We start from the raw sequence: 12,263 nt of genomic DNA, 5'->3' as shown, positions 1-12,263 counted from the left end.
CGATCCCTTCTTACAACTGATCATGTTTGGATCGCTGGTTCACCCGATCCGCGCTCCCGGATTCTCCCCGCCTGCGTCCGCTGTCCGATTGCGCTCACTCACTCGGCGCGCAGCGCCACCACCGGGTCGAGCCTGCCGGCACGCTGCGCGGGGACGACACCGAAGACGATCCCCACGGCCGCCGACACCCCGAACGCAAGTGCCAGCGACCACCAGGTGATCGCCGCCGGAATTGGGGACAACGCGTCGACAAGCAGGGCGGTGCCCACGCCCAGCGCCATCCCGGTCAGCCCGCCGATCGTGGTGAGCAGCACCGCCTCCAGCAGAAACTGCACGCCGATGTCGCGGGGGCGGGCGCCGACGGCCTTGCGCAGCCCGATCTCCCTGGTCCGCTCGCGGACGCTGACAAGCATGATGTTGGAGACGCCGACCCCGCCGACGAGCAGGGAGATGCCGGCGATGGCGGCGAGCACGCCGGTGAGGATGCCGAGGATGTCGCCGAGTACGCCGAGGATCTGCTGCTGCGTGACGGCGCTGAACTCGGTGTCCGGGTGGCGGCGGTTGAGTTCGGCGACGATGCGCTCGCCCAGCTCGTCGATCCTTTCCCGGTCCGGCGCCTTCACCGCGATGCCGTCCACCCGCTGGGTGCCCCAGAGGCGCTGCGCGGCTGTCACCGGCACGTGCACCTCGTCGTCGCGGTCGACGCCGAGACTCTGCCCGAGCGGCGTGAACACGCCGATCACCCGGAACCGCACCCCGGCGAGTGTCACCTGCTGGCCGAGGGGGTCCCGGTCGGGAAAGAGCGCGCGGGCCACCGAGTCACCGAGCACCGCTACCCGTCGGCTCGTGTCGACGTCAGTGCCGGTGAGGTAGCGGCCCCGGGCCAGCGACCGCGCGAACACCGCAGGGGTCGTCTCCAGTACGCCCTGCACCGTCGTGAAGTCGGAGTAGGCGCCGGCCCGTGCGGTAGCACCCGAGGCGACGGTGACCGCCACCCGCTCGGGGTCGCCGACCACCCGGGTCACGGCGTCCACGTCCTTGAGGGTCAACGGCGACACGACAGGGGCGTTGCCCACCTCGATCCGGCCGGGGACGACCAGCAGCAGGTTGGAGCCGAGCCCTTCGACCTGCTGTTCCACCTTCTGCTTGGTGCCGGTGCCGATGGCCACCAGCAGCACCACCGAGGCCACGCCGATGATCACGCCGAGCATTGTGAGCGCGCTGCGCAGCCGGTTGGCGCGTAGCGCGTCCAACGCCACCCGCCACGCCTCGGCGACCCTCACGACCCGCTCCCGGAGCCTGCGTCCGGAGCGTGGCCAGCCTCGGCGTCGGTGGGCGCGAGCGCCGCGTCGGCGCTGGTCGGTGTGCCCGTCGCGGCGGTGTCCGGGGGCGCGAGCGGAAGGCGCCCGGTGGCTCCGGCGGCGCCACCGGAGCCACCGGGCGGGTGCCCCGGGCCGTTTCCGGACACGGACCGGGGCTCCGCGCTGGGAGCGGGCATCAGTGTCTCAGGTCGACCGTGGCCGTCCGACAGCGGTCGATCATGAAGGCCGGTGGGCTCGGCGGCGATGCTGTCGGCGACCACCACGCCGTCGCGCATGGTGATCCGACGGGCGGCCCGCGCCGCGACCTCCTGGTCGTGGGTGACCATCACCAGCGCCACCCCGGACTCGGCGTTCAACCGCTCCAACAGCTCAAGCACCGCCGCTCCGGTGACGCTGTCCAGGTTGCCCGTCGGCTCGTCGGCCAGCAGCACCGTCGGTTCGGTGACGAGCGCGCGGGCGATAGCCACCCGTTGCTGCTCGCCACCGGACATCTGGTTGGGCCTGTGGTCCAGCCGGTGCCCGAGGCCCACCCGGCCGAGCATCGCCGCCGCCCGCTCCCGACGCTGCCGGGCCGACACGCCTCTGTAGACCAGCGGCAGCGCCACGTTCTCCACGGCTGAGGTACGCGGCAGCAGGTGGAACGCCTGGAAGACGAAGCCGATCGTCTCGTTTCGAAGGGTGGCCATCTCCGGTGGGGAGAGCGCGTTGACGTCCCGCCCGCCGATCACCAGTCGGCCGCCGGTGGGCCGGTCGAGCCCGCCCAGCAGGTGCATGAGTGTGGATTTGCCCGAGCCGGACGGGCCGACGAGCGCAACGTAGTCACCCGGCTGCACTGTCAGCGACACCCCGCGCAGCGCTTCGACCGACACGCCGTCCAGTTGGTACGTCCGCGACACGTCCACCGCCTCGATGGCAGCGACGCGCTCCCCCGCCGGCCCCGCTGCCGGCTCGGTCACCGGACTTCCTGGCCGTCGCGCACCTGGTCGGTGCCGCGCACAACGATCCGGTCGCCGGGCTGGACGCCGTCGAGGATCTGCACCAGGTCGGGCCCCTGCACGCCAACTGTCACCGGCGCCCGATCCGCCTTGCCGTCGCGGACCACCCATACCGCGTCCCGCCCGTCGGCGGAGAACACCGCCGAGGCGGGGACGGTCACCGCGTCGGCCGCCTCGCGTACGCGCAGCCGCACTATCGCGTTCATGCCGGGGCGGGGCGTCGGGGCCGGCTCGTTCTCGGCGAGCTTCCCGGCGCCCAGTGCGAGGCGTACCCGGTAGGTGACACCGCCCTGCGCGGAGTTGGTGGGCAGCACGTCGACCGAGCGGACCGTCGCGTCGTAGCTGGCACCGGTGACGGCGTCCAGCTCGACGGTGGCTGTCACACCGGGCTTGACCAGCAGTACGTCCGTCTCGTCCACCTCGGCGAGCAGCCCCAACTGCCCGATGTCGACAACTGTCAGCACCGGCGTGCCGGCGGTTACCTGGCCGCCGACAGCGACCGCGTCGTCGACCCCGGCGGGCGGCCCGCCCTGAGCGGGGGCCAGCACGGACGGGTCGATGCCGGCCCCACCGGCCTGCTCCAGCAGCCCGGCCAGACCGGCGTTCGCGCCACCGCCGGCCCGGGTGCCGCCCGGCTGCACCACACCGGCGAGCGGGGCGCGCAGGGTCAGCGCGTCGACGGTTGCCTTCGCCAGGTCGTACGCCTGCTGGGCCTGGAGCCGTTGCGCAGCGGAGAGCGCGCCGACGGCCGAGCTCAGCCCGTTGATCCCCCGCTGCACGGCGCGGACGGCCTGGTCGGCGCTGCGCGCGGCGGCGTCGTACTGCCGCTGGGCGGAGGTCACCTGGGCCAGCAGCGCGTCCCGCACCTGCGGGTCGGCGATCTTCTCGGCGGCCTTGCGGGCGGCGTCGAACGCCTCGCCGGCGGCCTTGTCGGTGTCGCGGCGGCTGCCGGTCAGGTCGCCTGTGGGAACACCTCGGCCGGCGCGCTTCGCGGCGGTCAGCGCCTCCTTCGCCTGGCGCAGGCGCTGCTGCGCCGACGGCGAGTCGACGACGGCGAGGACCTGGCCGCGCTTGACCCGCTGACCAGGTTGAACGCGCAGGCTGGCCACTGTGCCGTCGGCGGGTGCGGTGAGGGTCGCGGCTGCACGGGCAGTCACCGTCGCCGGGGCGTCGATCACCTCGGCGACCGGGTTGCGGGCGGCCGACGCCAGCGCGAGGTCGGGGTCTTCGTCGCCGCAGGACGCGGCGGTGGTGGCGGTGAGGACGGCGATGGCGGTCAGGGCGATGAGCAGGCGGGGCCGCGTGACGCTTGCGGGCCGCGGCGGCTGGGGGCGGCGCACCCATCGATGGTACGGCGCACCGTCACTGCCGCATCGGACGTCAGGCGGCGACCGCGCGGACGTACGCGACGCACTCGTCGTGCAGCGTCGACCACTGCTCACCGAACGACTCCTCGGCGGCGACGTCGAAGGGCTTGCGCTCGTGCACCACGGCCTTGAAGAAGGCGAGGAGCTGGGTCGTTCCGAACCTGTCGACGAGGTGCCGGACGGCGAGGTAGCCGACGCCGTAGCTGCCGCCGACCCGCTCGGCTTCGGCGTTGTCGGCGGGCGTGATCCCCTCCAGCCTGCCGTCCCATCTGCCCCTGACCAGCGCGCGCACCTCGGCGAGCCCCTCGTACCTGTCGACCGCCTGCCCTCCCGCACCGGCGAACTCGGCAAGCCCTTCGACCAGCCACCAGGTCGTCTTGCCCGGATAGCCGCGCTCCGGCAGCGAGGCGGCGTGGGTCAACTCGTGCCGGAGCAGGTCGTCCGTGCCACTGCTGGGCAGCCCTTCGGCGTTGAGCACCACCTCGTGGTGGCCACCGCCGACTGTCACCGCGTAACCGCCGGTCCATTGTGGCCGGCCGCCGCCGTACCAGCGCTGCCACTCGGTGCGACCGGCGTAGAAGATCCGGTAGCGGTCCGGCGGGGAGCCGGCCACGACGTACCCGTCGGCGATCTTGGCCGCCGCCTCGGCCTGGGCCAGCAGGCCGGGCAGCTTGCCGCGCAGCGCCGGTGTGGTGGCCACTATGGTCCGCGCGCCGACCGCAACGGCCAGGTCGCTGATCTCCCACGGTCGGGTGCCGGTCTCCGCCGACTTGGACTCCTCCACGGCGACCAGCCGGGGCTGGTCGCCGTTCTCCCGCCAGCGGGTACCGATCAACACCGGGCTCGGCCGGCAGTCGGGCACCACGAAGCAGTACTGGAAGCGCACCAGCAGCCGCCACTCGCCGGGTCGGCCGACGACAGGCACGGGCAGGCCGCTCGACTCGGCCCGCCACACGGTGACCTTGAGCGCGCGCAGCGCGGCGAAGCGGCGGCGCAGGTCGGCGTGCGCGCCCGGGTCGGCGACGGCCAGGTAGGCGGCCCGGTCACCGCCGAGCAGTGCCGTGGCCTGCCGCTGGAGCTGCGCGGTCATCCGGTCGGACAGTCCGCGGGCGACGGCTGTCGCCGGATCGTCGCTGGCCGGGGTGCCGGCACGGCTGACGGTGGCCCGGTCACCGGACTCCCGCACCACACCGGCGACAAGCAGCGCGGGCAGGCCACAGCCGAGCAGCAGGACGACCACCACGAGCACCGTCCACAGCGGCCAGAGCCGCCGCGGCGATGGCTGCTCCACCTCGTCAGTCACCCGCCGAAGGGTACGACCATTCGCCGGAGCAAACGAGCCGCTACCACCTCGACCCACCCTGTGGACCCACCCGCCACAGCGGGCTACTTCTTGGACATCAGGGCGCGGCCGAAGAAGACAAGGTTCGCCGGGCGCTCCGCGAGCCGGCGCATCAGGTAGCCGTACCAGTCGTCGCCGTACGGGACGTACGTGCGCACTGTGTAGCCCTCGCCGGCCAGCCGGGCCTGCTCCTCCGGACGGATCCCGAAGAGCATCTGGAACTCGAAGCGATCCGCTCCCCTGTCGAACCAGCGGGCCCGGTCCTCGCCGATCGCGATCATCCGGGGGTCGTGGGTGGCGAGCATCGGGTAGCCGTCGCCGGACATCAGGATGTTCATGCAGCGGACGTAGGACTTGTCGACCTCGCGGGCCGACTGGTACGCCACCGACTCCGGCTCCTTGTAGGCGCCCTTGCACAGCCGTACCCGCGACCCCGCCGAGGACAACTCCCGGCAGTCCGACTCGGTGCGACGCAGGTACGCCTGGAGCACCGCGCCCGTCGACGGGAAGTCCTTGCGCAGCTTGCCCAGCACCTCCAACGTCGAGTCGGTGGTGGTGTGGTCCTCCATGTCCAGCGTGACAGTGGTGCCCGCCGCGTCGGCCGCCGCGCAGATCGCCCGGACGCTGTCGTACGCCAGCTGCTCGTCGAACATCTGGCCGAGGGCGGAGAGCTTCACGCTCACCTCGGCCGCCGGGGTGAGCCCGGCCTCGGCGAGCATCTTCAGCAGCCTGAGGTATTCGTCCCGGGTGGCGACTGCCTGCTCGGGGGTGACGGTGTCCTCGCCGAGGTGGTCGAGGGTGACAGCCAGGCCGTCGTCGATGAGCCCGCGGGTCACGCGCAGCGCATCGTCGGTGGCGGCGCCGGCGACGAACCGGCGGACGACGTCCCGGGTGTACGGGGCAGTCGCGACAAGCCGCTCGACCTGGGATGACCGGGAGGCGGCGAGGATGACGGAACGGAGCATGAGCCGAGCGTATCGCCCGTGCCGGTACCTCCGCCGGGCAGCGGCCGGGGCACCTCGACCGGATGTCACTTGGGGGTTTATGTGCTACAACGGGCCCCTTTGACAGCCGGGGCCGGGGCGGTGCTGTTGGCATCGATCAGCTACAACGGTGCCGTGGAACAACGCCCCCGTCGCCGGCTCCGGTCGGCCTCCGTGCAGCTCGGCGCGCTCACCGCCCTGGCGCTCGCTCTCTCCGGCTGCAACATGACCTCCGACGACGACGATGACGACGACTGCGCCCTCGGGCCGGTCGGCGGCGGCGACACTGTCGCGCTGGCGATGCGGATTCCCCAGGCCTCTGCCGGTCGGGCGGCACCGGAGCCCACGACAGCAGCCGTGCCCGAACGCGGCGGCTTCGGCACCCACCTCGCCGCCTGCGGAGGTTGACGTGCGCCGTGTGCCGGTGACCCCTCGGCCCGACTGGGACGCCACCATCCGGGAGCAGGGGCTCGTCTACGTCGACACGGAACTCCCCGACGGCGGGATCATGTCGTACTGGGACGAGACCGCCGCGTACGCCTTCGACCTGGACGAGGTGCTGCGGCTGGAGGAGGCCACCGAGGAACTGCACCGCATGTCGGTGGCTGCCGCCGAGCACGTGGTCGCCAAGCACCGGTACGCCGAGTTCGGCATCCCGCAGTGGGCGGCCGAGGCGGTGGCCAGGTCACTGCGCGAGGCGCCGCCCACCCTCTACGGCCGCTTCGACCTGGCGTACGACGGCACCTGGCCTCCGAAGATGTTGGAGTACAACGCCGACACCCCCACCGCGCTTGTCGAGGCGAGCATCATCCAGTGGTACTGGCTGGAGGAGACCCGGCCGGATCTGGACCAGTGGAACAGCCTGCACGAGCGGCTGGTCGGCGCCTGGGCCAAGATCGGCGCTGGGCTGCACGACCGCCGGGTGCACGTGCTCTGGTCGAACGAGGAGGAGTCGGGCGAGGACCACATGACCGCCGGCTACCTGGCAGAGACGGCACGGCAGGCCGGCCTGGACGCGGAGCTGCAACCCATCCAGAAGATCGGCTGGGACGGCCGGCGCTTCATCGACGCCGCGGACCGCCCGGTGACCACGTGTTTCAAGCTCTACCCGTGGGAGTGGATGCTTGCCGAGCCGTACGGCCCGCCGGCGCTCGACCCGGGTACGCCGACCACCTGGATCGAACCGGCCTGGAAGCTGCTCCTGTCGAACAAGGCGCTGCTCGCGATCCTCTGGGAGCTGTACCCGGGCCACGAATACCTGCTCCCGGCGTACCTCGACTCGCCGCGCGGCATGCGGGAGTACGTGGCGAAGCCGCTGCTCGGTCGCGAGGGCGGCTCGGTACGCATCGTGACGGCCGAGGAGGAGATCACCAATCCGGGGATCTACGGCGACGAGGGCTGGTGCTATCAGGAGTTCAGGGCGTTGCCACAGTTCGACGGCAATCGGACGGTGCTGGGCAGTTGGATCGTCGACGGGGAGTCGGCGGGCGTCGGGGTTCGCGAAAGCGCAAGCCTGATCACCGACGGTTACGCGCGGTTCCTGCCGCACTACATCGACGCGCCGCGTACCCCGTGAGTCGTCTACCGTTGGGGGCGTGAACTTCGACGCGTACGCCCGGACCGGTGTTGACCTGGTCAACGCCCGCCTGGACGACCTCGACGACCTAAGGGCGCTCTTTCCCGCCGAGAACGAATGGATGCGCGACGAGGTCGCGGAGCGGGATATCGCGATCTTCCGGCGAGCGCAGAAGCGGCTCCGCGACGTCTTCGAGTACGGCACCTCGGGGCGTGACGCCCAGGCGGTGACCGAGCTGAACGCGCTGCTCGAGGCGTTCCCGGTCCAGCCGCGCATCTCCGGGCACGACTCCAGCGACTGGCACATGCACGTCACCAGCCGGGGCGCGTCGGTGAGCGCGGAATACCTGGCCGGCGCGGTCTGGGGGCTGTCGGTGTGGCTCTGCGAGTACGGCAGCGCCCGTTTCGGCGTCTGCGCCGACGAGCGGTGCGGCAACGTCTACCTGGACACGTCGTCCAACTGCTGCCGGCGGTTCTGCTCGGAGCGCTGCGCCACCCGCTCGCACGTTGCGGCGCATCGGGCCCGTAAGCGGGCCGCGATCGTCGAGCAGCCGACTGTCGCTCCGCAGCCGACAGCGAAGGCCGATTCGCTGACGCCGATCAGCTAGGCCACCGCCCGGCGCAGGGCGGGCCCGCGCCGGGTCCCGGCGCGGGCGTTCAGGCGTCGACCGGGGACGGGGTGCTCAGGTGCTGGCGGGCGAACTCCAGCGAGGCGCGTAGGTCCGCCTCGCGCACCGCGCGGCTCTTCGCTCCCCGCGTCGCGACCTCCACCGCCACCGAACCGGTGAAGCCGCGCCCGGCCAGCGAGGAGAGCAGCTCCCCGCAGGGCTGGGTGCCCCGCCCGGGCACCAGGTGCTCGTCGCGGCCCTCGCCGGTGCCGTCGCCGAGGTGCACGTGCACCAGCCCGGAGCCCATCCGGTCGGCCATCGCGAGCGGGTCGCTGTGCGAGGCCGCGCAGTGCGACAGATCCAGTGTGTACGACGCATAGCCGGCCTCGGTCGGATCCCAGCCCGGCACGTACGGGACGAACTGGCGGCCTGCCATCCGCACCGGGTACATGTTCTCCACAGCGATGTGCAGCCCGCTGAACTGGTCCGCGATGGTGGCCAGCCCGTCGACGAACCCGCGCGCGTAGTCGCGCTGCCAACTGAACGGGGGATGCACCACCACAGTCGGCGCCTCCAGCGTCTCGGCCAACTCGGCGGCCCGGCGCAGCCGCTCCCACGGGTCCGGGCTCCACACCCGCTGGGTGACAAGCAGGCAGGGCGCGTGCACCGACAGGACCGGCACCCCGTAGTGCTCGGAGAGGCCGCGCAGCGCTCCGGCGTCCTGGCTGACCACGTCGGTCCAGACCATCACCTCGACGCCGTCGTAGCCGAGCGCCGCGGCCATCTGGAACGCCGCAGCGGTCGGTTCGGGAAAGACTGACGAGCTGGACAGGAGGACGGGAACGCGGGAAGTCACATCAGCCAGGGTAGCCCGGTTGTCACGGGACTATCAGGACGAGCATCAGCAAAACACCCGCTACCGGACCCGTCCTCACATCGGTTCGAGTTGATCGAGTCGGCGGAGGATGACGCCCTCGCGCAGCGCCCACGGGCAGATGTCCACCGAGTCCAGGTCCAGCTTGCGCATCACCGCCTCGGCGACCACAGCGCCGGCCAGCAACTGGTGGGCGCGGCCCGCGCTGACCCCCTCCAACTCCATCAACTGCGCCGGGGGGATGTGCCTGATGAAACCGATTACCTGCCGCAACCCGGCGCGGGTCAGGCGGCGGGGCACCCAGAGCCCGGCGCCCGACGGTGCCGCTCCGGCGAGCCGGGCCAGGGTACGGAACGTCTTCGAGGTGGCCGCCGTCCGCTCCCAACCCACCTGGGTCATCTGGTCGACCACCTTGTCGAGCCGGCCGTCCACGTACTCCCGCAGCCTTTCGACGGCCTCGGCGGACGGCGGCGCCGTGCTGTCCGGCTCGACCCGCAGCCGCTCCCGGGTCAACCGGCCGGCCCCGAGCGGCAACGAGATCGCGACGTTCGGGTCCTCGTCGATCCCGGCGGCGATCTCCAGGGAGCCGCCGCCGATGTCGAGCACAAGCATTCGCCCCGCCGACCAGCCGAACCAGCGTCGCACCGCCAGGAACGTCATCCGCGCCTCGTCCGCGCCGGAGAGCACCTCCAGGCGTACGCCGGTCTCGTCGCGGACCCGGGCCAGGACGTCGGCGGCGTTTGTGGCGTCGCGGACCGCGGAGGTGGCGAACGCGATCAGGTCGGCGGCCTCCAGGCCGGTGGCCGCTGCCCTGGCCATGCCGACCGCCTTGACCAGGCTGTCCGCGCCCGCCTCGGTCAGCGCGCCGTCGGGGCCGATCTGCTCGGCGAGGCGCAGCACCACCTTCTCCGAGTGCGCCGGCCAGGGATGCGCACCGTGGTGCGCGTCGACAACCAGCAGGTGCACGGTGTTGGAACCGACGTCGAGGACACCCAGTCGCATGGTGAAGACACTAGGGGCAACACGTTTGCGTGGCTCGGCAGCCCATGGCCTACACCGGGCGTACGCTGGGCCGGGTGACGATGGAGCTCCGCGTGCTGGTGGACGATCCGGGCGACCCGCGTAGCCGCGAGGTGCCGCTGGACTTCCCCCGGGAGTGGATCGAGTTCGCCGACCCGGCGGACGACAACCACCTGATCCGCGCCGACCTGACCTGGCTGCTGTCCCGCTGGACCTGCATCTTCGGCCAGGGCTGCCACGGCATCATCGCCGGCCGGTCCGCAGACGGCTGCTGCTCGCACGGGGCCTTCTTCACCGACTCGGACGACGAGAAGCGCGTCCGCAGCGCTGTCAAGCGGCTCACCCCGTCGACCTGGCAGCATTTCCGGCGCGGCTTCAAGAGTTGGACCGACCAGGACACGATCGACGGCAAGAACCCGGCCCGCCGCACCGCCACCCAGGGCGCGGAGGGGCCGTGCGTCTTCCTCAACGACGCCGACTTTCCCGGCGGCGGTGGCTGCGCCCTGCACGGTCAGGCGCTACGCGACGGCGTGCACCCGTTGGAATACAAGCCGGACGTCTGCTGGCAGTTGCCGATCCGGCGCGATCAGGACTGGGTCAAGCGGCCGGACAACACGAAGGTGCTGGTCTCCACGCTTGCCGAGTTCGACAGGCGGGGCTGGGGTGCCGGCGGGCACGACCTGGACTGGTGGTGCACCTCCTCGACGGATGCGCACGTCGGCACCGAGCCGATGTACCTGTCGTACGGGCCCGAGTTGACGGCGCTCATCGGTGCGGCGGCGTACGAGCGGCTGGCCGAGCTGTGCGCGGCCCGGGTGAAGCAGGGCATGATCGCCCCGCACCCCGCCGACGAACCCAGCTGATCTTGGTAGCAGAGTTGCTACCATTCGCTCATGGCCATGACGCTTCGGCTTGACGACGAACGCGAACGGCGACTCCGCCTTGTCGCCGACGAGGAAGCGCGCTCCATGCACGCGGTAGTCGTCACCGCGATCGACGAGTACCTGGCGCGGCGCAACGCCAAGGAGTTCGACGACCTCGCTGACGAGATCATCGACCGCCACGCCGCGCTGCTCGCCCGCCTGGCTGAGTGATGGCGGAGGTCCGCTACCCCACGCTCGCCGACGTGGCACGCATCGCCCGCAAGCTCGGCGTCGGCATCAGAGACGCCGGCCTCGTGGAGTCGGCTGTGGCGCGGTCGAGGGCGAGCGTGTTCGGGGAGGATGCCTACCCCGACCTGTGGACCAAGGCGGCGGCCCTGCTGCACTCCCTGGTCAACAACCACCCGTTCATTGACGGCAACAAGCGGATCGGCTGGATCACGGCGATCGCCTTCCTGCTGCAGAACCGCGCCGTCACCATTGCCCAGCTCGACGAGATGGATCAGGACGCCGCGTACGATCTGGTGATCAGCGTGGCGGAGAGTCGGCTGACAGAGGTCGCCGAGATCTCCGCCGCCCTGCGCAAGCTGTTCTGACCTGAGCGGCTGTCGATCACGGCTCGAACTTGTAGCCCAGCCCTCGCACGGTGACGATGAAGCGCGGCGCGGACGGCTCCGGCTCGATCTTGGAGCGCAGCCGCTTGACGTGCACGTCGAGCGTCTTGGTGTCACCGACGTAGTCGGCACCCCAGACCCGGTCGATGAGCTGGCCCCGGGTCAGCACCCGGCCCGCGTTGCGCAGCAGGAGTTCCAGCAGCTCGAACTCCTTCAACGGCAACTGCACGTTCCCACCCTCGACGGTGACCACGTGCCGCTCGATGTCCATCCGCACCGGGCCGGCGGCCAGCGTCGGGGCGCCGGATTCGGCCACCTCCGGGCTCTGCCGACGGAGCACCGCCCGGATCCGGGCAACCAGTTCCCGGGGCGAGTACGGCTTGGTGACGTAGTCGTCGGCACCGATCTCCAGGCCGACCACCTTGTCGATCTCGCTGTCCCTCGCGGTGACCATGATGATCGGCACTGCCGAACGCTGCCGGAGCTGCCGGCACACCTCGGTCCCCGACATCTCGGGCAACATCAGGTCGAGCAGGACGATGTCAGCGCCGGTCCGGTCGAACTCGGTGAGGGCGTCGGTGCCGGTCGCGGCGACCGAAACCTCGAAGCCCTCCTTGCGGAGCATGTACGACAGGGCGTCGGAGAACGACTCCTCGTCCTCGACCACCAGAACGCGGCTCAA

Annotated in this window: 13 protein-coding genes and 1 pseudogene; 6 read left to right on the top strand and 8 right to left on the bottom strand. The window is 71.5% G+C overall.

The features are described from left to right. Positions 1–98: 98 nt before the first annotated feature. The 5 genes and pseudogenes from F4558_RS29435 to F4558_RS29415 form a co-directional block, all read right to left on the bottom strand. Positions 99–1,283 carry an ABC transporter permease gene (locus F4558_RS29435; RefSeq protein ID WP_053654177.1) on the bottom strand — a complete coding sequence of 395 codons (1,185 nt, stop codon included), beginning with the start codon at positions 1,281–1,283 and terminating at the stop codon, positions 99–101. Positions 1,284–1,402: 119 nt separating this feature from the next. Further along, positions 1,403–2,278: pseudogene (locus F4558_RS29430) on the bottom strand (ABC transporter ATP-binding protein); the annotation flags it as partial. Further along, positions 2,275–3,657, bottom strand: coding sequence for an efflux RND transporter periplasmic adaptor subunit (locus tag F4558_RS29425; protein ID WP_053654178.1), 1,383 nt, complete (start codon positions 3,655–3,657; stop codon positions 2,275–2,277). The gene F4558_RS29425 and the pseudogene F4558_RS29430, both read right to left, overlap by 4 nt. A 40-nt stretch (positions 3,658–3,697) precedes the next feature. After that, entirely contained in the window at positions 3,698–4,987 is a 1,290-nt protein-coding gene (locus F4558_RS29420; protein ID WP_167946907.1) for a hypothetical protein, read from the bottom strand. Between the two features lie 83 nt (positions 4,988–5,070). Next, the gene (locus F4558_RS29415) at positions 5,071–5,991 is read right to left on the bottom strand and encodes a proline dehydrogenase family protein (RefSeq protein WP_053654182.1); all 921 of its coding nucleotides are present in this window, start codon (positions 5,989–5,991) and stop codon (positions 5,071–5,073) included. A gap of 153 nt (positions 5,992–6,144) precedes the next feature. On the opposite strand from F4558_RS29415, the gene F4558_RS29410 reads away from it, so the two are divergent. The 3 genes from F4558_RS29410 to F4558_RS29400 are packed head-to-tail and all read left to right on the top strand — an operon-like array spanning position 6,145 to position 8,192. Then, positions 6,145–6,417: a hypothetical protein gene (locus F4558_RS29410; protein WP_312877413.1), complete on the top strand. Its 273-nt coding sequence runs from the start codon at positions 6,145–6,147 to the stop codon at positions 6,415–6,417. A gap of 1 nt (position 6,418) precedes the next feature. Next, on the top strand, positions 6,419–7,585 hold the full coding sequence (locus F4558_RS29405; RefSeq protein WP_167946905.1) for a glutathionylspermidine synthase family protein: 1,167 nt from the start codon (positions 6,419–6,421) through the stop codon (positions 7,583–7,585). Positions 7,586–7,604: 19 nt separating this feature from the next. Next, on the top strand, positions 7,605–8,192 hold the full coding sequence (locus tag F4558_RS29400; protein ID WP_167946903.1) for a CGNR zinc finger domain-containing protein: 588 nt from the start codon (positions 7,605–7,607) through the stop codon (positions 8,190–8,192). 49 nt (positions 8,193–8,241) lie between these two features. Here the strand turns inward: F4558_RS29400 and F4558_RS29395 are convergent, their stop codons facing one another. After that, positions 8,242–9,048, bottom strand: a complete 807-nt coding sequence (locus tag F4558_RS29395; protein WP_053654188.1) for a sugar phosphate isomerase/epimerase family protein — start codon at positions 9,046–9,048, stop codon at positions 8,242–8,244. A gap of 75 nt (positions 9,049–9,123) precedes the next feature. After that, entirely contained in the window at positions 9,124–10,068 is a 945-nt protein-coding gene (locus F4558_RS29390; RefSeq protein ID WP_053654190.1) for a Ppx/GppA phosphatase family protein, read from the bottom strand. 80 nt (positions 10,069–10,148) lie between these two features. Here F4558_RS29390 and F4558_RS29385 point away from each other — a divergent pair, with 80 nt between their 5' ends. Genes F4558_RS29385 through F4558_RS29375 form a run of 3 tightly spaced genes read left to right on the top strand, consistent with a single transcriptional unit; the run spans position 10,149 to position 11,563 of the window. Next, positions 10,149–10,949, top strand: a complete 801-nt coding sequence (locus tag F4558_RS29385) for a DUF3109 family protein (protein ID WP_053654996.1) — start codon at positions 10,149–10,151, stop codon at positions 10,947–10,949. 30 nt (positions 10,950–10,979) lie between these two features. After that, complete coding sequence (locus F4558_RS29380) at positions 10,980–11,180, top strand: hypothetical protein (protein WP_197281488.1); 201 nt, start codon at positions 10,980–10,982, stop codon at positions 11,178–11,180. Positions 11,181–11,212: 32 nt separating this feature from the next. Then, positions 11,213–11,563 (top strand): type II toxin-antitoxin system death-on-curing family toxin, encoded by a 351-nt coding sequence (locus F4558_RS29375; RefSeq protein WP_312877412.1) that lies wholly within the window; start codon positions 11,213–11,215, stop codon positions 11,561–11,563. 16 nt (positions 11,564–11,579) lie between these two features. Here F4558_RS29375 and F4558_RS29370 read toward each other — a convergent pair whose 3' ends face one another. Further along, entirely contained in the window at positions 11,580–12,263 is a 684-nt protein-coding gene (locus tag F4558_RS29370) for a response regulator (RefSeq protein ID WP_053654192.1), read from the bottom strand.

The organism is Micromonospora profundi (genome assembly GCF_011927785.1).
Classification (GTDB): domain Bacteria; phylum Actinomycetota; class Actinomycetes; order Mycobacteriales; family Micromonosporaceae; genus Micromonospora; species Micromonospora profundi.
This window is presented reverse-complemented; position numbering and strand designations above follow the sequence as displayed.

What these genes read in the sequence shown, in the direction of transcription:
- F4558_RS29415 (WP_053654182.1), bottom strand. Translation starts at nt 5,991, where the DNA reads ATGCTCCGTTCCGTCATCCTCGCCGCCTCCCGGTCATCCCAGGTCGAG.
- F4558_RS29390 (WP_053654190.1), bottom strand. Translation starts at nt 10,068, where the DNA reads ATGCGACTGGGTGTCCTCGACGTCGGTTCCAACACCGTGCACCTGCTG.
- F4558_RS29385 (WP_053654996.1), top strand. Translation starts at nt 10,149, where the DNA reads ATGGAGCTCCGCGTGCTGGTGGACGATCCGGGCGACCCGCGTAGCCGC.
- F4558_RS29380 (WP_197281488.1), top strand. Translation starts at nt 10,980, where the DNA reads ATGGCCATGACGCTTCGGCTTGACGACGAACGCGAACGGCGACTCCGC.